The sequence below is a fragment of the Microbacterium sp. 01T413_2 genome (assembly GCF_056398985.1).
Genome location: NZ_JBFTQL010000003.1, coordinates 90,607 through 115,952, shown reverse-complemented (window position 1 = coordinate 115,952; position 25,346 = coordinate 90,607). Strand labels below are relative to the sequence as shown.

At 69.1% G+C, this 25,346-nt stretch carries 23 protein-coding genes; 4 read left to right on the top strand and 19 right to left on the bottom strand.

The window, feature by feature from the left end; all coding sequences use genetic code 11:
* Window positions 1-215: 215 nt before the first annotated feature.
* On the bottom strand, window positions 216-647 hold the full coding sequence (locus AC1DMN_RS03205) for a DoxX family protein (RefSeq protein ID WP_477230151.1): 432 nt from the start codon (window positions 645-647) through the stop codon (window positions 216-218).
* 174 nt (window positions 648-821) lie between these two features.
* Between AC1DMN_RS03205 and AC1DMN_RS03200 the strand changes: the two genes are divergently transcribed.
* Entirely contained in the window at window positions 822-1,502 is a 681-nt protein-coding gene (locus tag AC1DMN_RS03200; protein WP_477230358.1) for a class I SAM-dependent methyltransferase, read from the top strand.
* A 38-nt stretch (window positions 1,503-1,540) separates the two neighbouring features.
* Here AC1DMN_RS03200 and AC1DMN_RS03195 read toward each other — a convergent pair whose 3' ends face one another.
* From AC1DMN_RS03195 to AC1DMN_RS03175, 5 genes are all read right to left on the bottom strand, one after another.
* Window positions 1,541-3,328, bottom strand: a complete 1,788-nt coding sequence (locus AC1DMN_RS03195) for an ABC transporter ATP-binding protein (RefSeq protein ID WP_477230150.1) — start codon at window positions 3,326-3,328, stop codon at window positions 1,541-1,543.
* Complete coding sequence (locus AC1DMN_RS03190) at window positions 3,325-5,058, bottom strand: ABC transporter transmembrane domain-containing protein (protein ID WP_477230149.1); 1,734 nt, start codon at window positions 5,056-5,058, stop codon at window positions 3,325-3,327. The genes AC1DMN_RS03195 and AC1DMN_RS03190 overlap by 4 nt, the downstream gene beginning before the upstream one ends.
* Before the next feature lie 173 nt (window positions 5,059-5,231).
* Complete coding sequence (locus tag AC1DMN_RS03185; RefSeq protein ID WP_477230148.1) at window positions 5,232-6,017, bottom strand: anti-sigma factor; 786 nt, start codon at window positions 6,015-6,017, stop codon at window positions 5,232-5,234.
* Window positions 6,014-6,613 (bottom strand): ECF RNA polymerase sigma factor SigK, encoded by a 600-nt coding sequence (gene sigK, locus AC1DMN_RS03180; RefSeq protein ID WP_441977899.1) that lies wholly within the window; start codon window positions 6,611-6,613, stop codon window positions 6,014-6,016. The genes AC1DMN_RS03185 and sigK overlap by 4 nt, the downstream gene beginning before the upstream one ends.
* 138 nt (window positions 6,614-6,751) lie before the next feature.
* Window positions 6,752-7,429: a fasciclin domain-containing protein gene (locus tag AC1DMN_RS03175; protein WP_477230147.1), complete on the bottom strand. Its 678-nt coding sequence runs from the start codon at window positions 7,427-7,429 to the stop codon at window positions 6,752-6,754.
* Between the two features lie 147 nt (window positions 7,430-7,576).
* Between AC1DMN_RS03175 and AC1DMN_RS03170 the strand changes: the two genes are divergently transcribed.
* Complete coding sequence (locus AC1DMN_RS03170; RefSeq protein ID WP_440732479.1) at window positions 7,577-9,139, top strand: molybdopterin-dependent oxidoreductase; 1,563 nt, start codon at window positions 7,577-7,579, stop codon at window positions 9,137-9,139.
* Between the two features lie 41 nt (window positions 9,140-9,180).
* On the opposite strand, the gene AC1DMN_RS03165 is transcribed toward AC1DMN_RS03170, so the two are convergent.
* From AC1DMN_RS03165 to AC1DMN_RS03150, 4 genes are all read right to left on the bottom strand, one after another.
* The gene (locus tag AC1DMN_RS03165) at window positions 9,181-10,284 is read right to left on the bottom strand and encodes a DUF4185 domain-containing protein (RefSeq protein ID WP_441977896.1); all 1,104 of its coding nucleotides are present in this window, start codon (window positions 10,282-10,284) and stop codon (window positions 9,181-9,183) included.
* 29 nt (window positions 10,285-10,313) lie between these two features.
* A complete protein-coding gene (locus AC1DMN_RS03160; RefSeq protein ID WP_477230146.1) occupies window positions 10,314-11,225 on the bottom strand; it encodes a carbohydrate ABC transporter permease in 912 nt (303 codons plus the stop codon).
* Entirely contained in the window at window positions 11,225-12,151 is a 927-nt protein-coding gene (locus tag AC1DMN_RS03155) for a carbohydrate ABC transporter permease (protein WP_477230145.1), read from the bottom strand. Before AC1DMN_RS03155 ends, AC1DMN_RS03160 begins: the two co-directional genes overlap by 1 nt.
* An 83-nt stretch (window positions 12,152-12,234) precedes the next feature.
* On the bottom strand, window positions 12,235-13,605 hold the full coding sequence (locus AC1DMN_RS03150; RefSeq protein WP_477230144.1) for an ABC transporter substrate-binding protein: 1,371 nt from the start codon (window positions 13,603-13,605) through the stop codon (window positions 12,235-12,237).
* Between the two features lie 318 nt (window positions 13,606-13,923).
* On the opposite strand from AC1DMN_RS03150, the gene AC1DMN_RS03145 reads away from it, so the two are divergent.
* On the top strand, window positions 13,924-14,880 hold the full coding sequence (locus AC1DMN_RS03145; RefSeq protein WP_477230143.1) for a hypothetical protein: 957 nt from the start codon (window positions 13,924-13,926) through the stop codon (window positions 14,878-14,880).
* Window positions 14,881-14,971: 91 nt separating this feature from the next.
* Here the strand turns inward: AC1DMN_RS03145 and AC1DMN_RS03140 are convergent, their stop codons facing one another.
* The 4 genes from AC1DMN_RS03140 to dnaK form a co-directional block, all read right to left on the bottom strand.
* Window positions 14,972-15,451, bottom strand: coding sequence for a heat shock protein transcriptional repressor HspR (locus tag AC1DMN_RS03140; protein ID WP_440732485.1), 480 nt, complete (start codon window positions 15,449-15,451; stop codon window positions 14,972-14,974).
* A 216-nt stretch (window positions 15,452-15,667) separates the two neighbouring features.
* Window positions 15,668-16,654 (bottom strand): DnaJ C-terminal domain-containing protein, encoded by a 987-nt coding sequence (locus AC1DMN_RS03135; protein ID WP_441977893.1) that lies wholly within the window; start codon window positions 16,652-16,654, stop codon window positions 15,668-15,670.
* 10 nt (window positions 16,655-16,664) lie between these two features.
* Window positions 16,665-17,306 carry a nucleotide exchange factor GrpE gene (locus tag AC1DMN_RS03130; RefSeq protein ID WP_441977892.1) on the bottom strand — a complete coding sequence of 214 codons (642 nt, stop codon included), beginning with the start codon at window positions 17,304-17,306 and terminating at the stop codon, window positions 16,665-16,667.
* Window positions 17,306-19,159: a molecular chaperone DnaK gene (gene dnaK / locus AC1DMN_RS03125; protein ID WP_441977891.1), complete on the bottom strand. Its 1,854-nt coding sequence runs from the start codon at window positions 19,157-19,159 to the stop codon at window positions 17,306-17,308. Before dnaK ends, AC1DMN_RS03130 begins: the two co-directional genes overlap by 1 nt.
* A 219-nt stretch (window positions 19,160-19,378) precedes the next feature.
* On the opposite strand from dnaK, the gene AC1DMN_RS03120 reads away from it, so the two are divergent.
* Window positions 19,379-20,056: a hypothetical protein gene (locus tag AC1DMN_RS03120; protein ID WP_441977890.1), complete on the top strand. Its 678-nt coding sequence runs from the start codon at window positions 19,379-19,381 to the stop codon at window positions 20,054-20,056.
* A gap of 56 nt (window positions 20,057-20,112) precedes the next feature.
* Here AC1DMN_RS03120 and AC1DMN_RS03115 read toward each other — a convergent pair whose 3' ends face one another.
* The 5 genes from AC1DMN_RS03115 to AC1DMN_RS03095 all read right to left on the bottom strand — a co-directional run bounded on the left by AC1DMN_RS03115 (window position 20,113) and on the right by AC1DMN_RS03095 (window position 25,184).
* Complete coding sequence (locus AC1DMN_RS03115) at window positions 20,113-20,856, bottom strand: maleate cis-trans isomerase family protein (RefSeq protein WP_477230142.1); 744 nt, start codon at window positions 20,854-20,856, stop codon at window positions 20,113-20,115.
* The gene (locus tag AC1DMN_RS03110) at window positions 20,853-22,286 is read right to left on the bottom strand and encodes an amidohydrolase family protein (protein WP_477230141.1); all 1,434 of its coding nucleotides are present in this window, start codon (window positions 22,284-22,286) and stop codon (window positions 20,853-20,855) included. Before AC1DMN_RS03110 ends, AC1DMN_RS03115 begins: the two co-directional genes overlap by 4 nt.
* Before the next feature lie 2 nt (window positions 22,287-22,288).
* On the bottom strand, window positions 22,289-23,065 hold the full coding sequence (locus tag AC1DMN_RS03105) for an aspartate/glutamate racemase family protein (protein ID WP_477230140.1): 777 nt from the start codon (window positions 23,063-23,065) through the stop codon (window positions 22,289-22,291).
* Between the two features lie 40 nt (window positions 23,066-23,105).
* Window positions 23,106-23,753, bottom strand: a complete 648-nt coding sequence (locus AC1DMN_RS03100; RefSeq protein WP_477230139.1) for a GntR family transcriptional regulator — start codon at window positions 23,751-23,753, stop codon at window positions 23,106-23,108.
* Window positions 23,754-23,849: 96 nt separating this feature from the next.
* The gene (locus tag AC1DMN_RS03095) at window positions 23,850-25,184 is read right to left on the bottom strand and encodes an MFS transporter (RefSeq protein ID WP_477230138.1); all 1,335 of its coding nucleotides are present in this window, start codon (window positions 25,182-25,184) and stop codon (window positions 23,850-23,852) included.
* Window positions 25,185-25,346: the final 162 nt, after the last annotated feature.

Sequence of the window (25,346 nt, the reverse complement as noted above, 5' to 3'; positions counted from 1 at the left end):
CGCCACGGGCCCGTCGTCGAGATGGAAAACGCCGCTCCGACCCGCGTCGGGACAGCGAAATCCATCTCGTAGCCCGCGCCGCCGGATCCGCGAGATGGAAAACGTCGCTCTCACGGCCCTGGGAGCGACGTTTTCCATCTTCGGCGCCGATCGGGACTCAAGCGACCGTCCGCGACTCGGGCGGCCGACCGGGGACCCGGGCGACCGACCGGGTCTCAGGCCAGGGCGCGCACCGGGCCGCGCAGCACAGCGCGGTCGAGGCCGTAGCGACCCGCGCCGGTGAAGGCGAGGGCAAGGGCACCGGCGCCGAGCACGGCCGCGAACTCCCAGCCGCCGTCACCGACCCAGATGCCGTTGCCGAGGTGCACGAGCACGATGGCTCCGACCATGTCGGCGGCGAGCAGCACGCCGACGGGGCGCGTGAACAGGCCGGCGATGAGCAGGATCCCGCCGACGAGTTCGAGGAACGCGATCACCGGGCCGGCGATCTCGGGCAGCGGCGCGCCCATGCCGGCGAAGGCCTGGACCGTGCCGGGCAGGGTGAACTCGAAGACCTTCTGCGCGCCGTGCGCGGCGAAGACGCCGCCGATCACGAGGCGCAGGACCAGGAGTCCGAGAGAGGCGGCGGGCTTCGTGGTGTTCGTCATTCCGGACAGCTCCTTCGTGGCAGGACACCGCGGCGAGCGCGGCTCGGGGCATCCGCCCCGTTCCTCCACGCTACGGAGCCGCCCCTGTCATGTTTCTGAACGCGGGCTCAATATCCGATGACGGATCCTCAGGACAGCAGCGGAACGTCCGCTTACACTGCACGGGTGGTGACGATGCAAGAGCGCTGGCTCGCGGGGCTCGCGCGCTTCAACGCGGAGCACCCCTGGTCGCACAATGACGCATACGCCCCCTGGGTTCTTTGGCACGCAAGACAGGTGCGGCGCCACGGTGGTGCGCGCGCGCTGGACGTCGGATGCGGCACGGGTGGACTGCTGCGGCGCCTGTCCGTTGTCCTGGACGACGTCTCGGGCATCGACCCCGATCCGGCGACGGCGTCCCGCGCACGCGCACGCGTCGGTGGCGCGCGATCGATCGCGGTGCAGAACCTCGCTTTCGAGGATCTGCAGATCACAGGTGCGCGCTACGACCTGATCACCGTCGTCGCGGTGCTGCATCACCTCGATCTCGTGCCCGCGCTGAGCAAGGCACGTGAGCTGCTGCGACCCCGCGGGCGCATTCTCATCGTCGGCCTCGCCAGAGAGACCGCCGCGGACGTCCCTTGGACCTTGGTCTCGATGCTGCTCAATCCGCTGATCGGGGCGATCCGTCATCCGCGTCATGCACGGCGATACCCCGAGGGCATGACCGCGCCGACGGCCGAGCCGCGCGAGACATTCGTAGAGATCCACCGAGCGATGAGCGCCGCACTCCCGGGCGCCCGAATGCGCCGAGGGCTCTTCTGGCGCTACACCGCAGTCTGGACGGCCCCGTGTCCTGATCGCGGGCGAGCCTGAACCAGGGCACCCGGCAGCCTCGCGAGCAGGCAACGTCCTCAGCGGTCGCGGTCGTCGCCCTTTGCAGCCTGGACGTCCGCGGTGCCGTCGTCGCTCCACAATGCCCAGAGCCGGGCGTAGGCGCCGCCGGCGACGACGAGCTCGTCGTGGGACCCGAGCTCCATGATCCGCCCATCGTCTACGACAGCGATTCGGTCGGCGTCATACGCCGTGGACAGCCGGTGCGCGATCGCGATAACCGTGCGCCCCTGCATGGTCGCGGCGAGCGCCGCCTCCAGATCGCGCGCCGCGGTCGGATCCATAGCGCTCGTCGCCTCGTCCAGGATGATCGTGTGCGGATCCGCGAGCAGCACACGGGCGAGCGCGAGCTGCTGCTCCTGCGCGCCCGTGAGCGGATACCCGCCGGATCCGACCACGGTGTCCCATCCGTCGTCGAGCGCGTCGATCCACTCCAGCGCGCCCATGGTGCGCAGGGCATCGCGGAGCTGTTCCTCGTCGGCATCGCCCCGGGCGAGCAGCACGTTCTCGAGGATCGACGTCGCGAAGATGTGGCTCTCCTGCGACACCAGCATGATCTCGCGGCGCCGGCGATCCAGCGCGATCGCCTCCGCGTCCACCCCGCCGATCAGCACCCGCCCTCCGGTCGGGGCGTCCATCCCCGCGAAGAGTCGCGCGAGAGTCGACTTCCCTGCCCCGGAAGGGCCCACCAACGTGAGACGCTCTCCCGGGACCACCTGCAGCGTGACGCCGTGCACGACCTCGTACCCGGCCCGATAGGAGAAGCGCACATCGCGCAGTTCGACGTCCTTCGTCGACGGCACCGCTGAGGAGCCTGCGATGTCGGCACCGGCCTCGCCGACGCCGAGAATCCGCGCGAACGATACGAAGCCCTTCTGCAGCTCATCAGTCCAGCCGATCAGCGCCTCGAGCGGCGCAACCAGCGCCGAGGCGAAGAGGGTCACGCTCACCACGGTGCCGATGGACACCTCGCCCTGCGCCGCGAGCCAGCCGCCCCAGGCCAGCGACGCGAAGACCGGGATCGCGAACGCCAGATTCGTCCATGGGAGCATCACCTGACGCAGCCGGATGCGCGCGTACCAGGCGACCCCGATGTCCGCGATCGCCTCCTGCATCGAACGATCCCGCGCCTCGGCGATGCCCAGCGCCTCCACCGTGCGCGCTCCCGTCGCCGTCTCGTTGATCGAGGCGAAGATCGGGCCCCAGCTCGCGCCGAGTCGCTCGTAGACGCCACCAACCCGACGGACGAACCAGCGCATGACCGGCACGAGGATCGGCACGCTGAGCAGATAGACCGGGGAGATGATCGGAGACGTCAGCACCGCGGCGATCAGGGTGAGGACCACCGTGATGCCGGCGATCACTGATTCGGGAAGCGCGCGACGCACGGTCTCCGAGACGGCCGAGATGTCCTGCGTGGTGCGTGCGACGAGGTCTCCCGTGCCGCCCTTCTCGAGCACCCCCATCGGCAGGGCGAGCGCGCTCGCCAGGAACTCCTCCCGCAGCTGAGCGAAGACATGCTCGCCGGCGATGTAGGCCAGCCGGCTCGCGCTCAGCACGAGGACGCCCTGCGCGAGCGCGCACCCCAGCATTCCGCCGCAGTAGAGGGCCAGCTCGCCCGGATCCGCGCCCGCCGCGAGGCGATCGATGAGCAGCCCCATCAGTCGCGGAGGGGCGAGTCCGGCCACGGCCGCCGCGGCGAACAGGGCGATCACCGCGATGAATGTCGCTCGTCGCGCGCGCCAGATAGCGCGCATCGCGGCGTATACGTGTGCACGTCCGGCCGTCGGCAGGGCCGAGGCGCTCACCGTTCCACCCCCTCGGCGCGCAACACGAGTGCGCGATAGTCCGGGTGGCTCTCAAGCAAGCCGAGGTGCGTGCCGTCCGCGACGACCCGGTTGTCGACGACGAGTACAACTCGGGCGGTGAGCGCCAGCACGAGCGGGCTCGTCGTGATGATCAGCGTCGTACGCTCGCGGCGGTGCGAGCGGATGCCCGATGCCATGCGCTCCTCGGTCGGAGCATCCACCGACGAAGTCGGATCATGCATCACCAGCAACTCCGGTTCGGTGAGAAGAGCACGCGCTGCACCGAGCCGCTGGCGCTGACCGCCGGAGAACTCGACGCCCCGTTCGCCGACCAGCACGTCGAGCCCGCCCGGGACCGACCGCACGATGTCGGACGCGTCGACGGCGGCGACGGCGGCGAGAACAGCGTCATCGTCGTGTCGCCCCCAGGGATCGAGCACCTCACGCAGGGTGCCGCTGAAGAGGAACGGCACCGGATCCGACACCGCGATCCGCCTCCGCACGGCTGCGATGTTCCAGTCCTGGATCGAGCGACCCCACAGCGCCACGGATCCCTCCTCGGCGTCCGGAAGGAGGCGACTGACGCGGTCGACCAGAGCCTGAGCACATCCCGGGCCCGAGACCACGACACCCACGAACTCGCCTTCCCGCACCACGAGCCCGGTGACGTCGTCGCGCAGCAGATCCGCTCCGGCAGTCATCGACGCCCCGGGCTCGTGCGCCGTTCCCCTGTCCGACCACAGCGGCTGCAGGGCGAGCAGTCCGACGATGCGCTTCGCGGCCACCCGCGCATCGACCGCGACCGTCATCGCCTGGTTGATGAGTGCCACGGGCAGCACCAGGAAGCCCGCGTAGCCGTAGAACGCGACGAGCGCCCCCACCTGCAGCTGCCCCCGGCTCACCAGCACCGCGCCGACCCAGGTCAGCCCGGCGACGAAAAGGCCAGGGATCAGCAGGTTCAGCGCCTCGGCTGCCGCACGCGGTAGGGCGAGGCGGATCCCCGCGATCCGCAGCTCGGCGGAGCGCTCCCGGAAGCGCGCGAGGAAACGCTGCTCTCCGCCGACGCCGCGGAGCACACGCAGTCCCTTCACGCTGTCCAGGGCGACGGCGTTCATCGCCTCGCGCGCGCTCCAAGCCACCTCGCCGCGGGCGTTGAGCGTGCGCACGAGCAGGAACGACGCTGCCGAGAACAGCGGTACGCCCACGATCACGAAGAGCCCCAGCATCACGGAATCCTGCAGCAGCAGCACCGCGACCGTGAAGAACGCCACCAGGGCGGAGGTGATCGAGCCGACGTTGATCGGGAGGAACGTGGCGCTCCACGACTCCGCCGCCATCGTCACGACCGCGCCAGGCGCCAGCGATCGCTCGGCGGCGACGGTCACCCGCGACGTCGCCCGCGCGAGCACCATCTCGAGCCGGGAGTACGCACGGGCGAAGTTGATGGATCCGGCCCGATCCCGGAGCCCCTGGATCAGCGAGTGCTGCAGCTGCAGCCACACGACGACGCCCAGCCAGCCGAGGAAGGCGCCGTAGTCGCCCGCGACCAGGCCCTCGTCGATCGCCCTGCCGATCGCCCACGGGGTGAGCGCGAGTCCGAGCAACCAGACGACGTCGCACACGACGCCCTGCAGCACCGTGGTCCACTGCCGGCGCACGAGCCAGGCCAGGAAGCCGAGCGGTGTCACTCCTGACGGCGGGGGGACATAGGTCTCGGGAAGGGCGATCATCGCCCGGCTCCTCTCGCGGGGGAAACAGAGTCATCGCCCCTCGGCGCACGCGGCCGGGGGCGGAAAGGATCACAGGATCCGGGGAGCTCTGTTCAACGGCGCATGCCGCCACGCTAGCGGATTTCGCGTGAAATCGATATCACTGATTTCGGAGATGCGGAACGGGATCTGCCTCAGGACGTCGGGATGACGATGATCGGCTGGCTTGTGGGCTTTCCGGTGGGGGATCCCCCCGCCGGCTCCACCGTCACGGCGATCGCGTCGCCGGCGTGCATGTTCCCGCTCAGTTGCGCGGTCGTCGTTCCCTGCTCCGCGGCGAAGACGCCGGCTGAGACGGGCCCATCGCCCCGGACGAACCACAGCTCGTACGTCTGCTTCGCGTCCAGCGGCTGCAGCCCGTCGGACACGAGCACCGCCGAGCCGATCGACGCCGACCAGTGCGCCGTCGCGTGACCGCCGGAGGGCAGCGACACGGTCTTCTGCGCCGCATCGGGTGCGTTCTCGATCTTGTCCAGCGCGACGACGGCCGCGGGGCGCAGCAGTTGCGGGATCACGACAGAGGCGGCCACGCCGAGACCGACGATCAGCACGAGGCACGCAGCCAGTGCGAACAGCAGCCTGCGCGGACGACGCGCGGGCTCCGCTGCGGCGGCCTCCGGAGCCGGGGCCGGATCGCCCTGGTCGGAAACGGCGGGCGGCTCGTCCGCGGGCGCTGCGTCGTGGCCGAGGTTCTGGGGCGTCACAGCGATGCGGGCGAGAAGCGCGTCGCGCAGCGCCGGAGGGGGCGCGACCGGGGGCACCCCGTCGGCAAGGAGGGCTGCAGTGTCCGCGTCGTCGGAGACGATCGACGACCACTCGGGGTGCGCGGCGAGCGCGTCCCGGTAGCGTCGCTCATCCTCCGCAGACAGCGACCCGAGGCTGTGGCCCGCGGCCAGTTCGGCGAACTCCGACTCGTTCATGCGTTCACCCCCCAGTGCGTCCGCAGACGCGTGAGTCCATCTCTCATCCGGGTCTTCACCGTTCCCAGCGGTGATCCCGTGAGTGTGGCGATCTCGCTCTGCGAGTAACCGCCGTAGTACGCGAGCACGAGCGCCTCGCGTTGCGCGTCAGGCAAGGCAGAAAGGGCGTCGACGACCCGGTCGGCTTCGATCGAAAGTTCCGCCTGTTCGGCGACGCTGTCATGGGCGACGTCGAGGTCGCGTGCGCCGATCCGCACGTCACGGTCGGCGCTGGACTGCGAGGCACGCACGCGATCCACCGCCCGACGGTGCGCGATCGTCAGGATCCAGGTCCTCCCCCGGCCCCGGTCGGAGGCGAAGCGGGCCGCGGTCTGCCAGATCTCCAGGAAGACCTCTTGCAGCACTTCCTCGCTCTGCGAGCGATTCACCAGCACGCGAAGGATGAGACCGAAGACGCGCGAGGACAGCATCTCGTAGAGTTCGGCGAACGCCGACTGATCGCCTTCCGCGACCCGCACCAGCAGCGCGGACGCGAGATCATCGCCGCCGTCCTGCTCGGCGTGCTCCCGATCGTCGATCACCATAGGCTCCAGCATGCCTCACCTCCTCGCCCGGTTCGGCAATGCGCGACCCAAGGGACCACCGCGCCGTGCTGCCGACCACGGGACCGCATGCTCGGGCGGTGCCTTCGAGCATGCGGTCCGGTCCGGTCGTCCCTGCGGATGCGTCGGTTCTTACTGGGCCGGCGGCATCAGGACGGAGTCGACGAGGTACACGGTCGCGTTCGCGGTGTGGACGCCGCCGCAGATCACGTTCGCGTCGTTGACCTTGAGGTTGTCGCCCGAACCTGTCACGGTCACGTCGCCGCCCTCGACGGTCTTGTGCGTGCCGACGATGTCCTTCGGCGAGATCTGACCGGCGACCACGTGGTACGTCAGGATCTTGCTGAGGGTGTCCGCGCCCGCATCCGTCTTCAGCGTGTCGATCGTCGCGGGATCGATCTTCTTGAAGGCGTCGTCGACGGGTGCGAAGACGGTGAACTCGCTCCCGTTCAGGGTGTCGACCAGGTTCACTTTCGGGTTGAGCTTGCCCGAGACCGCCGCGACCAGCGTGGTCAGCAGCGGGTTGTTGCTGGCGGCCGTCGCGACCGGGTCCTGCGCCATCCCGGCGACGGAGCCGGAGCCGGACGGGACCTGCTGCGCATAGGCGGCGCATCCCGGTCCGACCAGATCGGCCGCCGGATCCATCGTCTGAGACGGAGACGCGGCCGGCGCGCTGGTCGATGGCTCGGAGGACGAGCCGGAAGATGAGCCCGACATCGACGAACAGCCCGTGAGGGCCAGGGCCGCGGCGGCGAGCAGGCTGGCGGCGGCGAGCGACGCCCTGGCGTGCAGGCGAACAGTGGATCGCATGATCTTTCTCCTTTGACTGGTGCATCGCGACCGTTCATCGGCCGACACGATGCGTTCGGAGCCGCACCCGCGCCGGATTGGATCCGGCCCGATCGCCATCCGATCGGCCGACCGCGACGAACCACGGATATGGGTGGAACCACGGATATGGGTGAGAGCACAGGGAAAGCAGGCGCACGGATCTGGGCCGCTGTCGCGGGGGTCGTCAGCGGCATGGTGTTCGTCGCCGCCGCCGAGATCACGGCCTTCCTCGTGGCGCGCGACGCGAGTCCGCTGCTCGCGGCGGGCTCGTTCGTCATCGACATCGTGCCGCAGTGGGCGAAGGAGCTGGCGATCGAGCTCTTCGGCGCCAACGACAAGCTCTTCCTCCTGCTGACCCTCGGCGTCGGCGTGCTCGTCGCCGCCGCGGCCGCCGGCCTCCTGGAAGGTCGACGCCGCTGGATCGGCGTCGCGGTGTTCGCCGTCGCCGGCGCCGCCGGGACATTGGCCGCGCTGACCCGCACGGGGGCGACGCCGTTGTCCGCCTTGCCGTCGCTCATCGGCGCGATCGCGGGCTGCGTGTTCCTGCGGATGTCGATCGCAGCGCTGCGCCGATGGCGCGCCCTCCGGGCCGCGGATGGCGCGGGTGGCGGCCCGGATCGGCGGCGCTTCCTCCTGCTGACCGCGGTGGGAGCGGTCGCCGCGATCGTGGCGGGAACCGGTGCCCGCCTCGGAACCGCGGCGACCACCTCGATCGCAGCGGTGCGCAAGGCGCTGCGACTGCCGGAGCCGCTGTCGCGGGTCACGGTCCCCGAGGGAGCCGAGCTCGACATCCCGGGCCTCTCGCCGCTGTTCACCCCGAACGCCGACTTCTACCGTGTCGACACCGCGCTGACGGTGCCTTCGTTGGCACCCGCAGATTGGCGCCTGACGGTCGATGGAATGGTCGGCGAGAAGGTGGAGCTGAGCTTCGACGAACTGCTGCGGATGGGCCTGCGGGAGTACGCGGTGACCCTGACCTGCGTCTCCAACCAGGTCGGCGGCGATCTCGTCGGCACGGCACGCTGGCTCGGCGTGCCGGTGCGCGAGATCCTCTCCCGCGCGCTCCCCGCGAAGGGGGCCGACATGGTCCTCTCGCGCAGCATCGACGGGTTCACCGCGAGCACACCGCTCGACGCGCTCACGGATCCGCACCGCGACGCGATCCTCGCGGTCGCGATGAACGGCGAGCCCCTGCCGCCCGAGCACGGTTTCCCGGTGCGGATGGTCGTCCCCGGGCTCTACGGGTACGTCTCGGCGACGAAGTGGCTCACCCGGATGACGGTCACGACATTCGAGAAGGACCAGGCCTACTGGACGCCCCGCGGGTACAGCGCGCAGGCGCCGATCAAGCTGTCGAGCCGCATCGACACCCCGCGCATCGACAAGGAGATCCCGCCGGGGGCCGCCCGGATCGCCGGGGTCGCCTGGGCGCAGACCGTCGGGATCCAGCGGGTCGAGGTGCAGATCGACGGAGGGGCCTGGCAGACTGCGACGCTGTCGGCTCCGGTCAGCGACGACACCTGGGTGCAGTGGTTCCTCGACTGGAACGCGACGAGCGGCAGCCACTCGCTGGTCGTCCGCGCCACCGATCGGCACGGCCGGATGCAGGAACAGCAGCGCACCCCGATCGCTCCGAACGGATCAACCGGATGGCAGTCGACCGTGGTCCGGGTCGGCACGGCCGGCTGAGCGGCAGCGGGAAGCGCCGACCCCCGAGCCGGCGCCCGCCGTCAGACGAGCCCTTGGATCCGGAACTGCTCGACGTGGTAGACACTGTTGTCGCCGGTGTTCCACTGACTCACGCTGAGATGCAGATCCGGCAGCGTCGAGCCGGGCAGGATGTACCCGCCATAGAGCTGGGCGACGTGGGTCGCGTCCTCGGCGCCCCAGTTCCCGCCCCAGAGCAGGGTGGTCTTCGCGGCTGTGTAGAGGTTGTCCGTCGGAGTGTTCACGATCATCGCGTCGATCCGGTAGGCATCGGCGTTGAACCAGGTCAGGATCCACTTGCCTCCGAGAGGTCGCAGGCACATCTCGCCGAACTTTCCCGGCAGCACCTCGGTCGCGGGGTTTCCCCAGCCCCACGCACCGTTCGCGTAACCCCACGGCTGGTACGCCGACAACGTGGTCATGCTGTTCTGCGGCACCCGGTAGAGCACGATGCCCTTGTCGCGCTGGAAGCCCGTGCCGTAGATGTAGACGTAGCCGTCGTTGCCCTGACCCCACGTGATGCACTGGAAGTGCCCGTTGGCCATGTCGGCCGGGAACTTCAGCCCCGTATGCTGCCAGGTCGCCCCGGAATCGTCGGACTGCCACAGTTCGGTCCAGCGCACCGCCCCGAACGTCGGCCCGTTCACGATGGCATGCAAGTACATCCGGGATCCGATCGTGATCACGTCGGAGGGGATCACGGTCTCGTAGTACGCATCGTGCGGGTAGTACCAGAGCTGGGGCGCCGTGACCTGGGTGTTCGCACCCGCGCCCGCCGCGCCGTTGAACACGACCCCGGTGGTGAGGTCGGTGGTCGAGGAGTACAGCGCGACCGGGGAGCGCCAGTTCGTACCGCCCACCGTGTCGGCCCAGGTGTCGCCGAACATGAACAGCAGCCGCCCGTCGGGCGTGCGAGCGGGTATCCCGAGATCGGTCGCGCCGATCCCGTACTGCACCCCCGCCTGCGTGCCGGCGAGCACCTTCATACGGGTCACGGTGAGTCCCGCGGCCGCCGCGGGACTCACGCCCAGCGCCGAGACGCCGAATGCGGCGCCGGCGGCGAGCGCTCCCTGCAACAGGCTGCGGCGGGTGAGCCCGCGGGCAGGACGGATCGCTTCTTCGGACATGGCCTTCTCCCCTTCGAGAACGCGACCGGCTACTTGAGCCCGGCCATTTTGATGTTGCCGATGATCTGACGCTGGAAGATGAGGAACAGGATCACGACCGGCGCCGCGGCGAGCACGGATCCGGCCATGAGCAGGCCCAGCTCGCTCGAGCCGCGGCCGGTGCGGAACTCCGCGAGGTACTGCTGCAGCACGAATTTCTCCGGCGACGTGATCGTCATGATCGGCCACACGTAGGAGTTCCAGTAGGCGAGGAACGCCGTGATGCCCATGACGACGAACGGCGGCTTCGACAGCGGCAGGAAGATCCGCACGAAGATGCCGAACCGGCCGCAGCCGTCGAGCATCGCCGCCTCCTCGAGGCTGGCCGGGATGTTCAGGTAGAACTGCCGGATGAAGAACACCGACGCGGCGCTGGCCGCCCCCGGGATCACCAGCACGGCGAGCGTGTCCAGCATCGCCAGCTTCGTCACGACGATGAAGCTGGTGAGCAGGATCGTCATCCCCGGGATGAACATGGTCGTGAGCACGGCGACCCACAGCGTGCGCTGGAACCGGAACTCGAGACGCGCGAACGCGTAAGCCGCGAACGAGTTCACCGTCAGGCTGAGCACGGTGAACAGGATCGCGCCGAGGAACGTCCAGCCGAGCGTGCGCAGGAACGTCTCGTCGCCGAGGATCTTGCCGTAGTTCTCCCAGTGCCACACCTCGGGGAAGAACTGGAACGGAGTGCTCAGCACTTCGGTCTTCGCCTTGAAGCCGGCGATCACCATCCAGGCGAGCGGGAACAACGCGGCGAGCAGGAAGATCAGGCCGACCACGCCCTTGCCGACGAAGGCCGTCCAGCCACCGATGCCGTGCGGCACCTTGAGCCGGCGGTGATCCTTGCCGTCCAGGACGATGCGGGTGGTCTCGGGCACGGTCGCGGGGTACGTCGCGCTCATCAGTCGACCAGCCTTTCGGAGTTGATGAACTTGAACACGAGGGCCGACACGGATCCCAGCACCACGAACAGCAGCAGCGCCGCAGCGATCGAGTAGCCCACGTTCACGTCGTTGCGGAAGTGGTTGAAGATGAACAGATTGGGCAGGGTGGTCGAGTCCAGCGGACCGCCCTGCGTCATCACGAGGGGCAGCTCGAACTGCTGGATCGCGGCGACGAAACCCGTGATCAGCAGGTACAGGAACACATTCTTCATCTGCGGCATCGTGATGTAGAAGGTCTTCTGCCACCAGCCGGCGCCCTCCATCGCCGCTGCCTCGTAGTACTCCGTCGGGATGTCGACCATCGCGGCGACCATGATGAGCGAGGTCAGCCCCATGCCGAGCCAGACCGCCGGTACGGCGACGGCGAGCAGCGCCCAGGCCGGATCCCCGATCCAGGAGACCGCGTCGATGTGGAACACGGCCAGCACCGCGTTCAGGATTCCGCCGTCATAGGCGTAGATCACCACGAAGATGATGGACGCGATGACTCCGGAGATGATCGTCGGGATGTAGATGCTGACCTTGAGGATGGTCGCGAGCCGACGCGACAGGCTCACCACGAGACTCGCGAACAGGAAGGCCAGCACGAGCATCGCCGGCACCGTCATCAGCACGAACAGGAAGCCGCGGCCGATCGTGGCGACGAACAGCGGGTCCGTCAGCACGTCGGCGTAGTTCTTCCACCCGACGAACTGCGGATCCTTGTAGAAGCTCCAGTCCTGGAAGGAAAGGAAGCCGGCGTACACCGCCGGCCAGGCTACGAAGATGCCGAGCAGGATCACCACGGGGGCGAGCATCAGGTACGCGAGCTTGGTGTCTCGGTTCCGGTACCGCGCGTGCCGGCGCCTGACGGTGTGCCGGTCGTCGGTGACTTCGGCGGGCATCGTGCCTCCTCGTCGTTCTGAGGTGCGGGGCGTCGGCTGCGCGGTCGGGGACGGCCTCGCAGCGGTCCCCGACCGCGCCGCGCTCACTTCTTGGGAGCCTTGCTGGGCAGATCCTGCGACTGGATGACCTTCTGGATCGCGGCATCGGCCGTGTTGATCGCGTCATCCGGCGAGGCCGCGCCCTTCATCACCGACTCCATGGCAGTTCCGACGGCGAGCGAGACGTCCCAGGGGTAGGTCGGCTCGGGGATCGCGTCCGGCGCGATGTCCTTCGTGATCACCTTCGACCACGGGGCCTTGGCTGCGGCCTCATCCTTCGCGACGGCATCCTGCACGGAGGTGCGCACAGGGACCTTGGTGAACTGCGTGTTCACGAAGAACGGCACGAGGTTCTTCGGGTCGCCGGCGAGAGACCACTCGAGGAACTTCCCGGCGGCGTCGGCGTGCTTGCTCTTCGCGTCGATGACCCACTTGAAGTTGCCGAGGGTGGTCGCGGTGCGGCCGTCGGTGCCCGAGGCGTTCGGGAAGGCGCCGATGCCGGTCTTGGTCAGCAGGTCGGGATAGTCGGATCCGATCTCGGACATCATCCACGAGCCGGAAACCTTGAAGGCGACCTTCTTCTGGCCGAAATCCTTGCCCTCGACATAGGCGGCGAGCGCCTGCTTGGGCATGTATCCCTTGTCCCAGAGCTCCTTGTACTTGGACATCAGGTCACGGTACGCCGCGTTGTCGATGTCCGGCTTGGCCCAGTCGTCCGTGAGCGCCGTGTGCCCGGCGAAGTTGTACTGCTGACCGACCGTCGACCAGGCGAAGGTGATCGCGTCGGACGCCGGCGAGATGCAGTACTGACCCTGCGCGAGCGTCGGCTGGATCTTGGCGCAGTCGGCGAGCAGGTCGTCCCAGGTCGCCGGGGCCTTGTCGGTGTCGACGCCGGCCTTGTCGAGCATGTCCTTGTTCCAGAACAGCACCGTCTGCGCTTCCTGCAGCAGCGGGTAGGCGTAATAGGTGCCGCCGATCTCGGACACGGACTTGGCGGAGTCGATGATCTCGTCGAGCTTCGACTTGTCCACGACCTTTCCGAGGTCGTAGAGCTGCCCGGCGTTGACCGCGTCCTGGATGCTGCCGGAGTGCGTGTAGATGTCAGGGGCCTTGCCCGCCGCCTGGGCAGCCTTCATCTTCTGATCCCAGGCATCCGCCGGGATCTCCGTGTCCTTGACGACGATCTTGTCCTGGGAGGCGTTGAACTTCTTGACGATGTCCTTGTACCAGGCGTTCTCGGGCGGAGTGAACGTGCGGTGCCAGAACTCGATCGTGGTCTTGCCGGAGGAGTCGCCTCCGTCGCCCGCGGCCTGCCCCGGCGTGCTCGAGCCGCAGCCCGCGAGCAGTCCTACCGCCGTGATGCCGCCGAGAGCGGCCATCACCACCCGGCGCGTGCGCTGTGTGTCCGTCTTCATGGGTTCCTCCTCGGGAACACGACTTCCTCGTCGAATCGGTGCTGGGTCCGGCACAGGGGGCCGGGTCCGCGGTCGCGCTGAGTCGGCATCGACCGGGCTGCATTCAGAGTAGGCGAAATCGATTTCAGGCACAAGACGCTCTTGAGCGATCTGCGCAACCCCCTGCGAGTGAAAGCCGATTCCTCTTCTCTCCGCACCGCGCCCACCCTTTCGGCCGCGACCAGAACGCCCCTAGAGTCGTTCGACAGGAAATCGATTTCAGATGAGGTTTGCTCGTCCAGTCGTGAGGACACTCGCGAAAACCACGAAGGAGCTCCCATGATGACGTCCGCCGTCGGATCCCCCTCACCGGCCGATCTCTCCGGGCGATGGGTCCGTCCTGCCGGTCCTGTCCCGCGCGAACCCCGCTGGGGCCATCCCGCGGGGATGCAGCTGGGCATCAGTTCCGCACCGCGCGGGCTGCTGCAGATCTTCACCCCCTATCTGGAGCATCCGCCGGAGCGACTGGTGAACTACATCGCCGTGGAGCCGGTGCCTGCGGGCAGCGCCGAGCGCGGCTATTCAGAGCTGGAGCCGAGCACGCTCGACCCCGGCGAGCGCGGGAAGCGGATGTGGGCCGTCGACCATCCGTCCGATGCCGCGGTGCGGGCACGGCTGGATCCCGATCCCGGAATCGTCGACACCGCGGACGGCGTGGAGCGGCTCACGATCTGGATCCGGGTCGAGCCGTTCGATAACGGGGCGCAGGTGCAGGTGCGGGTGCGGTTCAGGGCCGATCGTCCGCACGAGGTGGAACTGGCGGGGTACAGCGACTCCGGCTCCGTGCCTCTGGACCGGCTCGTACTCAGCGCGACCATGGGCAACTGGGCGCGGCTGCGCCGGCTCGAGCTCGCGGACCGCGTGGTCACGCCTGCAGAGCTCTGGCCCGGGTTCACCGGCACCGGGTTCGCCGCGCACGCCTCCTTCGGACTCGACGAGCTCGTCCGCGAGGGCGGGGCTGCGCTCGTCTCCGCGACGGGCGACGAGGACGACCCGTGGTCCGTCGGCTACAGCGCAGACACCGCGGAGCACTGGCGGTACCTCGGTCGGAGGATGCGGCAGACCTGGCGGGTGGACCACCCGCATCCCGCCCTCCGTGCACAGGTCAATGCGCGGTGGTCGTACTGGGCGAGCGCCTCGGAGATCCCCGGCGGTCCCGCCTACGAGAACCTCGAGGTCGTGCAGCCTTTCCGACAGGGCGCCGCACTGCACTTCATCGTCGAGCCGCTGGACTGATCGCCAGCGTGCACGGCGGAGGCCTGCACCGCCGTCTCGGCTCTGCCTGCGCGTGTCAGCGCCGGCGCGGTCTCTGCGCCGCTGTGCTGCCTCAGCGCTGGCTGTCGTCCGGATCGTCCGCGGTGTCGTCGGCGCGCTCAGGGCCGCTCAGCCACGGACGCCACAACACCACCTCGGTGGAGCGGCGGATCCGGCGCCCGGACGGGACGGCCATGACGGATCCGGTCGTTCCGGCGGCGAACACACGCACGCCGGGGCGGTTCGCGCGCTCCTCGCGCAGGTCGTGCTCGAGCTCGCCCACACGGCGGCGCAGCGTGCGCACCTCGTCCTCGAGGTCGAGCAGGCGCGCGATCGCGGGCAGGCTCATCCCCTCGCCGGACAGCTGGGCGACCTCGCGCAGCTGCTCGATGTTGCGCATCGAGTAGCGGCGGGATCCGCCCCTGGTGCGGCCGGGAACGACCAGGCCGATCCGGTCGTACTGCCGCAGGGTCTGCGGGTGCATCCCGGCGAGCTCGGCGGCGACCGCGATCGCGAAGATCGGGGTCTCGGCGTTCATGCGCTCATCGGCCATGACGCACCCTCGTCCTTCGCGCACGGCGCATCCCGAGAACACCGTTCGCGCCCCGCAAGCGGGCGCGCGTACCGGAAACAGGAGAATGCACCGAGATCAGGAGGATCCGCGAGGAATCGTCCTGATCTCGGTCACTGTTCCTGATTCCGGGACGACGCGGCGAGCGGCGCCCGGTGTCCGCGTCGCGCGCGGACCCGATCGACGGCGCAGGTGAACTCATCCCCGGGCCTTCGCCAGCAGCTCGGTGCGCGGGTTCTCGGCGGGCTCCGCCTCACGGAAGCGCTCCAGCGCCTCGCGCGCGGCGTCGTCGAGGTGCGACGGCACGGCCACCTGCACCTCGGCGAGCAGGTCGCCGACGCCCTTCGACGTCGTGACGCCGCGGCCCTTGACCCGCAGCACCCGGCCCGACGGAGTACCCGGCGCGACCTTGAGCTTGACCGGATCTCCACCGAGGGTCGGCACCTCGATGGTGGCGCCGAGCGCGGCCTCGGTGAACGTGACAGGAACCGTCACCCGCAGGTTCAGCCCATCGCGGGTGAACACGGGGTGCGGCTTCACGGCCACCTGGACCACGATGTCGCCGTTCTCGCCGCCGTCGGGCGAAGGCCGCCCACGGCCGCGCAGACGGATCTTCTGCCCGTCCTTCACGCCCGCGGGGATCTTCACCTTGAGCGGGCGGCCGTCCTCACCCTGCAGCGTGACTGTCTCGCCCTGCACGGCGGTCGCGAACGACAGGGTCGTGCGGGCCGTGACGTCGGCGCCCTTCTGCGGGCCGCCGTAGCCGCGGAACCCGCCGGAGGGCTGGCCGAACCGACCGGATCCGAACCCGCCGCCGCCCTGGTTGAACATCGCGAAGATGTCGTCGAAGTCGGCGGACTGCCCGCCACGGCCCCGGTTGAACGCGCTGAACACGTCATCGAAGCCGCCGTTGCCGGCACTGCCCGGAGCCGTGAAGCGCGCGCCACCGGCGCCCATCGCGCGGATCTGGTCGTACTCGGCACGCTGCTCGGTGTCGGAGAGCACCGAGTACGCCTCGCTGATCTCCTTGAACTTCGCCTCCGCCGCGGCATCGCCGGGGTTGGAGTCGGGGTGGTACTTGCGTGCGAGCTTGCGGTAGGTCTTCTTCAGATCCGCCTCGGACACGTCCTTCGAGACGCCGAGGGTCTTGTAGAAGTCCTTGTCGAACCAGTCCTGGCTAGCCATCGATCACCCCCTACTCAGCAGGAACGGCGACGACGACCTTGGCAGGACGCAGCTCCACATCGCCCAGGCGGTAGCCCACCTCGACGACCTCGAGCACGACGGCCTTCTGCACACCCGGGGTGGGCTGCTGGAAGATCGCCTCGTGCTGCTGCGGGTCGAACTCGTCGCCCTTCTCGCCATACGAGACCACGCCGAGGCGCTCCACGACCGAGCGCACCTTGTCGGCGATCGCGGCGAAGGGAGTCCCCTCCTGCAGATCGCCGTGCTGGGCGGCGCGGTCGAGATCGTCGAGCACGGGGATCAGGCCCTTGGCGGCCTCGCCCTTCGCGCGCTGGATCTCGACGCCGCGCTGCTCCTCGGTGCGGCGGCGGTAGTTCGCGTACTCGGCCTGAAGACGCTTGAGGTCGACGAGCAGCGTGTGCTCGGCGTCGGCGAGGGCCGCGTCCTCGGCGGCGTCCTCGGCGAGCGCGTCGTCGCTCTGCGCGATGTTCAGGATGTCGTCGACCGTGAGCTCGTCATCGGCGCCGGCGTTCGCTCCGGAGTCCTGCCCTTCCGGCTGGGGGCCGGACGCGTTCGCGTCCGACCCCTCGCTCGGTCCTTCGACAGGCTCAGGAACCGCGGCGTTCTCGTCGAAGTCCTTGGGATCCGTCATTACTTCTTCTCGTCCTCGTCGTCCACGACCTCGGCGTCCACGACGTCCTCATCCGACGCCGCGCCCTCGGCCGCCGGCTCGCCCTGCGGGGCGGCCGCGTCAGCCTGGGATTGCGCGTAGATGGCTTCGCCGAGCTTGCCCTGCGACTGGTTCAGCTTGTCGAACGCGGTCTTCACGGCCTCGTCGTCATCACCGGCCAGCGCGGTCTTCAGCGCGTCGACGTCGGCCTTGACCTCGGTCTTCACGTCCTCGGGGAGCTTGTCCTCGTTCTCCGAGATGAGCTTCTCGATCGAGTAGGAGAGAGTCTCGGCCTGGTTGCGGACCTCGGCCGACTCGCGGCGCTTCTTGTCCTCAGCGGCGTGCTCCTCGGCCTCGCGCACCATGCGGTCGATGTCGTCCTTGGACAGCGAGGAGCCGCCCGTGATCGTCATCGACTGCTCCTTGCCGGTGCCCTTGTCCTTGGCGGACACGTGCACGATGCCGTTCGCGTCGATGTCGAAGGTGACCTCGACCTGCGGGATGCCGCGCGGAGCCGGCGCGATGCCGGTCAGCTCGAAGGTGCCCAGCGGCTTGTTGTCGCGGGTGAACTCGCGCTCGCCCTGGAAGACCTGGATCGCGACCGACGGCTGGTTGTCGTCGGCGGTGGTGAAGGTCTCGCTGCGCTTGGTCGGGATGGCCGTGTTGCGCTCGATGAGCTTGGTCATCATGCCGCCCTTGGTCTCGATGCCGAGGCTCAGCGGGGTGACGTCGATCAGCAGGACGTCCTTGCGCTCACCCTTCAGCACACCGGCCTGCAGGGCGGCGCCGACGGCGACGACCTCGTCCGGGTTGACACCCTTGTTGGCCTCCTTGCCGGTCTCGCGCTTGACGAGCTCGGCCACAGCGGGCATGCGGGTGGATCCGCCGACGAGCACGACGTGAGCGATGTCGCCGACCTTGATGCCGGCCTCGCGGATCACGTCCTCGAAGGGCTTCTTGGTGCGGTCCAGGAGGTCCTTGGTGAGGTCCTCGAACTTCGCGCGGGTGATCGTCTCGGAAAGCGACACGGGGCCGTTCTCGGTGAGCGACAGGTACGGCAGGTTGACGCTGGTCGACGTCGAGGAGCTGAGCTCCTTCTTCGCCTGCTCCGCGGCCTCCTTGAGGCGCTGCAGCGCGATCTTGTCGCCCGAGACGTCGACGCCGGTCGAGTCCTTGAACTGCTTGATCAGGTAGTCGACGAGACGCTGGTCCCAGTCGTCGCCGCCGAGGCGGTTGTCACCGGCGGTGGCGCGCACCTGGATCGTGGAGAAGTCGTCGTCCTTGCCCACCTCGAGCAGCGAGACGTCGAAGGTTCCGCCGCCGAGGTCGAAGACGAGGATGAGCTCGTCCTCCTTGCCCTTGTCGAGGCCGTAGGCCAGGGCCGCCGCGGTGGGCTCGTTGATGATGCGCAGGACGTTCAGGCCCGAGATCTCGCCGGCCTCCTTGGTGGCCTGGCGCTCGGCGTCGTTGAAGTACGCGGGGACGGTGATGACCGCGTCGGTCACGGTGTCGCCCAGGTAGGCCTCGGCGTCGCGCTTCAGCTTCATCAGGATGCGCGCGGAGATCTCCTGCGGCGTCCACTTCTTGCCGTCCACGTCGAACGACCAGTCGGTGCCCATGTGGCGCTTGACCGAGGCGATCGTGCGGTCGACGTTGGTGACGGCCTGGCGCTTCGCGGTCTCGCCGACGAGCACCTCCCCGTCCTTGGTGAAGGCGACCACCGAGGGGGTGGTCCGGAAGCCTTCTGCGTTGGCGATGACCTTGGGCTCGCCGCCCTCGAGGACGCTGACGACGGAGTTCGTCGTACCGAGGTCGATACCGACAGCACGTGCCATTTGTTTTCTCCTTCAGTCGGAAGTTTCGTGGAAGTCTGCGCGAGCTCCGGATCCTTGGGGATGACCCTGCGAAACCTGAGTCGCGATGACTCAACGATACGCCCACTGTCAAGGGATGTCAAACAAACTTGATACGAGTGCGCTCAACTTTCACGAGTGGCGTCGCATGGATAGTTCACCCCATCGTGCGGACGCACAGCAGATCCCTAGGATCGGGGCATGACCTCACGCACCCGCACCGCATCTGCCGCGATCCGCCTCGGCGCCGCCGCGCTCCTCCTGGCCACCGCGCTGCCGCTGAGCGCCTGCCTGAACCCGTTCGACCTCATCCCCAAGGGGCCGGCCAAGACGCCCACGTCCGAGCCGACCGCCGATGCCGGCACCGTGACGGACGCACCGGCCGACTCGTCCTCCTCCGGATCGCTGTACTTCGAAGACCCGTCTCTGCCCGCGGGCACGGCCGCGGAGTGGTCGGACGGCCTGATCAGCGACAGCGAGTGGGATTACACCACTCCCGACGACGGCAAGGGCAACTGGGGCTTCACCCGCAAGGACGGCGTCTGCCAGGCGAAGTTCTGGCAGGGCACCATGACGTGGAACGGTCAGACCGACGACCGATCCGCGTCGGATGCGGTGCTCGCGGCCGTCCTCGGCACGACGCCCGACAAGGCCACCGAGCGCGCGACGGATGACACCCTGATGAACGCGACCAGCCAGACGAAGGACATCGCGAGCCGCACGCTGTCCTACTCCGACGACACGGGCAGCGGATACGCCGCCGCCCGCGGATTCCTCGATGCCCGCCTCGGGTTCTACGTCTCCGTCACCTGCACGGACGACTCCGCGAGCACCGTCGGGTACGACGTGATCACCGCGGACGCCATTCTCATCCACTGACCTCGCCCCGCCACTGACCTCGCACAGCACGCGCGACGGGCGGGCGAACCGCCACGTCAGGCGAGCAGCCGTCCCCAGCGTGCGTCGAGCAGAGGGGATCCGGCCAGCTCCAGGGAGTGCCAGAGCGTCACCGCCACGGAATCGAGCACGGGCACCCCGGTGCGAGCCTCGACCTCCGCCACGATCGGCGCGCCGTACAGGTTGGTGCACAGGTAGACGAGCGCGTCGGGGCCCGCCTCGGCGAGCGCGATCGACGGATCCACCAGCGCCTCGGGCCGCACCCGGCCGAACGACTCGTTGTCGCTCAGTCCGAGCGCGGTGTGCCCGGCGACGATGACGCCGTTCTCGCTGTAACGGGCGGCGACCTGCTCGTTCACGTCGGCGGTGTACGGCGTGAGCAGGCCGATACCGGAGATCCCGAACCGCCGGAACGCCGCGAAGTAGGCGAGCGTCGAGGTCGTGGCGGGCACGCCCGTGGCCCGGGTGATCTCGGCGGCAATCGCCTCATCATGCCCGACGCCGAGCCACGATCCCGAGGTCCCGTTCCAAGCGATCACGTCGACGTCGGCGGTGGCGAGCAGCTCGGCGGCCGCGCGCATCCCGGCGGCGTCGAACTGCTGGTCGGATCCGGCGTCGAGGGCGATGCGGGTCACCGGGATACGCGCGGAGTGCACGGTCACGTCATCCCGCTCGCCCAGGATCCGGTACGTCATCGGCTCCAGGCAGGTGTTCGAGGACGGGACGATCATCCCGATCCGGGTGGGCCGCGACGCGGAAAGGACCTCCGATGCGGCGCTCATGCGGTCCTCCCCGCCAGTGCGCGCCCGGAGCGGCGGCCCGACGAGGCCGCCGGCTGCGGCTCCCGCTCGATGAAGCGTCCGATCGCGCCGGGATCGTGGAAGCCCTCCTCGTCCAGGACGGCCCGGCCGCCCGCGACGACGACCTGCGGCCAGCCGCGCAGCGTCCTGCCGTCGAACGGCGAGAAGTCGGTGCCCATGTGCAGCGCCGTTCCGTCGACGCGCCGCTCCTCGTCCGGATCGAAGACCACCAGGTCGGCGTCCTGACCGACCGCGATGCGGCCCTTGCCGCTCAGCGCGTTGATGCGGGCGGGCGCCGCGGAGAACAGATCCGCGAAACGCTGCAGCACGGCGTCGGTGATCGGCGCCCCGTCGGTCAGAGCGGTGAACGCGGCGGGCATGCGCGTCTCCACTCCCGGCAGCCCGTGCGGCATCTGGCGGATGTCGTCACTGTGCTCGCGCTTCTGGCTGAGGTCGTAGCAGGAGTGGTCGCTGGCGACCGTGTCGACGGATCCGTCCGCGAACCGCTCACGCAGTGCCGCGACCGTCGCCGCGTCCCGCATCGGCGGGCAGCAGGCATACCACTCCGGGAACCGCGACGCGTAGACGCCGTCGTCCAACAGGAGGTAGTGCGGGCAGGTCTCGGAGTACGCCTCGAGGCCGCGAAGGCGGGCGTCCGAGACGAGGTCGACCGCGCCGGGTGTGGACTGGTGCACGAAGTAGACCGGGGTGTCGATGTACTCCGCCATCGCGAGCACCTCGCGCACCGAGGCCTCCTCGGCGAGCTCGGGGCGGGTCTCGTGCAGGTGCTCGATGCCGATCTCCCCGCTGTCGGCGTGCTCCTCGGTGCAGTCGACGATGATCGCGTCGTGCTCGGCGTGGATGATCGTCATCCCGCCGAGGCGCTTCATCTCCTTCATCACCTTGAGCACGGTGTCGTTGTCGCTCATGGTCGATCCGCGGTTGGTCATGTACATCTTGACCGAGCGGATGCCCATCGCGGCCAGCGCGTCCAGCTGCGCGGGCACCGTCTCATCCCATGCGACGACGGAGCCGTGCAGGGCGACGTCGCAGCGGGACGCCCGGGCCAGGTCGCGCTTGTTGCGCGCGGCCGCGAGGGGGCTCTCCGAGGCGTCCCGCGGGATGCCGAAGTCCATGATGGTGGTGGTGCCACCCCAGAGCGCCGCGGCGCTGGTGACGGCGAAGTCGTCGAGGGTGCGGTACCGCCCGGTGATCTGCGCGACGTGGCAGTGCCCGTCGACACCGCCGGGGATCACCACGCGACCGGCGGCGTCGATGACCCGGCCGGCGGCGGGAATCGGATCCGCGACGGCGAGGATCGCGTCGATCCTGCCGCCGGCGACCACGATATGACCGGACGAGACGCCGTCCGCATTGACGATCCGGGCGTTCGCGATGACGAGGTCCGACATGATCAGTTCACTCCTTCCGAGATGTCCGTTGCCTTCTGCGCACGGTCGAACGCGCGATCCAGCGCGGGGCTGAGGCCCCGACGGGGCTTGCGCGGCGGGGCGGCGAACGCGCCCGCCCGGTGCGTGCCGGAGGCGAGCCCGACCACCGCCTCCGCGAGTCGCACCCCCGCGCCGATGCCGTCGACGACCGGCACCGGGATCTGCCCGGCGACCTCCCGGGCAAGGCCGGCGAGGGGCGCGCCGGCGAGGATGATCACGTCCGCGCCGTCCTCGGCGACCGCGCGCTGCGCGAGCGCGACCAGCGTGGGGCCGAAGTCCTGCTGGACGCTGTCGATCCCGCCGAGCGCCTCGGTGATGGACCGGATCGAGGCGAGACGCCCGGCGAGCCCGAAGCCCTCGACGCACTCGCGGTACCACGCGGTGATCCGGTCCGAGATCGCGATGATCGAGAAGCGGTGCCCCTGCAGCGCTGCGGCGCAGAGCGCGGCCTCGGTGATGCCGATCACGGGCACGTCCACGAGCTCCTTGAGCGCCGGCATGCCGGGATCCCCGAATGCCGCGACCACGACGCCGTCGACCTCGCCCGCGTGCTCGGCGATCACCTCGGCCACCGCTCCCGCCGCGATGAGCGACTCGAGCCGGGTCTCGATGTACTCCACGCCGTAGGGCGCCGTCTGCACCTGCAGCTCGGTGTCCGGGCGCGCGGAGCGCTGCGCCTCGGCGCGGATCAGCTCCGTGACCGCGGAGCTCGTGTTGGGGTTGATGATCAGCAGTCTCATGTCGTCCTCTCTGCGGCCGACCCGGACTGCCGATGGCAGCTCACACGGTGTCGGGATACTGTTCGCGGTACTTCTCGATGTGGTGGGCGGACTGCGCGGCCGCCCGGTCGGGGTCGCCGCTGGCGATGGCGGTCAGCAGCAGCTCGTGCTCCTCGACGAGCTCCGGAAGGTCCCGGACGTGGCGGAACAGCCAGTGCATCCGCCCCTGCAGCGGCTCCAGCGCCGTACGGAGGAAGTCGTTGTCCGCGATCCGGGTGACCTCGTCGTGGAACTCGCTGTTCAGGGCGTGGGTCTCGGCCAGGCTGCCCCGGGCCAGCGCTTCCTTCGAGCGGTCGACCAGTCCGCTCAGCCGGCCGATGTCTTCCGGGGTGGCGCGCTGCGCTGCCAGCCGGCAGGCCAGCACCTCCAGCGCGATCCGCACGCTGAACAGGTCTTCCACCTGATCCGCATCGAGCGACGCGACCACGGATCCGCGCGTCGCCGGCTCGGTGACCAGGCCCTCCTGCTGCAGCATCCGCAGCGCCTCGCGGACCGGAAGCCGGGACACGTTGAACTCCGCGGCGAGGTCGCGCTCCACCAGCCGGGATCCCGGGGTGTACTGCCCCTCGAAGATCCTGTTGCGAACGGTGTCCCTGATCACCTCGCGCAGCGGCTTGGCCCGCTGACTGGCATCGACTGTCTGCGCCACGGGGCTGCCCTCCGCCTTCTCCGGTTCTGGGATCCCAGCCTAGCGACACACCCCGTCCGTGCACCGGGACGGAGTCCGATCCACGGACGGGGACGATCATGCGCGCACGAGCCGCTTGCTGTAGTCGAGCGCGAGCACCGAGACGCCCATCACGATCGCCGAGCCGACGAAGTAGAGCAGTGCCCAGGTGTAGCCGCCCGTGGCGCCGACGATGAGGCCGACCGCGATCGACGTGATGAAGCCGGCCACGTTGCCGCTGAGGTTCATCGCGCCGCCCAGCACACCCGCATTCTCGCGGCCGCCCAACGTGGCCGGAACAGCCCAGAACAGGCCGACCCAGCGCAGGAAGAAGAGCACGACCGAGAGCAGCACCACCGCGGTGATCGGGTCGCCGACGAGGGTGACGCCGACCAGGCCGGCGGTGACGATCAGCGCGGCGGCGCCGAGCATCGAGCGCATCACGAGGTTCGCGCTGTGCCCGCGGGAGCGGAGCTTGTCGGCGAGCAGACCGCCGAGGATCTCACCGACGAACCCGGCGCCGAAGATCACGAAGGTCGACCAGCCGACCGTCTTCAAGTCGAAGTGCTTGGCCTCGGAGAGGTACAGCGGGCCCCAGGTGAGCAGGCCGTAGAAGACGCCGTTGAAGCCGAGCCAGCCGAAGCACATGGCCCAGAACGAGCGGAAGCGCAGGTACTGCACCAGGCCGCGGCGGGTGGAAACGGGGCCAGTGGCGGCCTCCTCGCGGTGCGAGTCCTCGATGTACTCGGCCTCGGCGTCGTTGACCGCCTTGTGCGCGCGAGGGTTGTCACGCACGTACCACCAGATGAACAGGCCGAGCACGACCGTCGCGATGCCGGCGATGATGAAGGCGTAGCGCCAGGATCCGGTGCTCGCGATGAGCCAGGTGATCAGGATGCCGCCGATGCCCGCTCCCAGCGGAGCGCCGGCGTCGAGGATCGTCGCACCGCGCCCGCGCTCCTTGGAGTGCATCCACAGGGCGTTCAGCTTGCCGCCCGCGGGCATCACGCCCGCCTCGGTGACGCCGATCGCGGAGCGCGCGATAAACATGCTGATGAAGTTGCCCGCCAGGCCCGAGGCGGCGGTCGCCGCGCCCCAGCCGACGCAGGAGGCCGTGACGACCTTGCGCGGGCCGAACCGGTCGATGAGGTAGCCGACCGGGACCTGCATGAGCGCGTACGTCCAGAAGAACGCGCTCAGGAGAAGTCCGACGAGCTCCGGGGAGAGGTCGAAGTCCTTCTGGATGATGGGCAGGGCGACCGAGATCGATCCGCGGTCGATGTAGTTCACCGACACCAGGATCAGCAGCAGGAGGAACAGCCTCCATCGCACTCTGGTGGGCTTGCCCTGGCTGCGGGGCGACGCGCTGGTCTCGGCGGCTCGGTCCGCCGTTGCTTCGTTCTGAAGGGACACCTGGTCCTCCTTCACTTCGTCGGGAAGGCCGGTCGAGCGTGCATGTCGACCGGAGTTTGGGATCCCATATTGGGATCCCAAACCGAGAATAGAAGGAGCGGCGTCGGACGTCAAGAGTTGGGATCCCAAAAGTGCACCGCGTCCCTCACAGAGGAACGCGGT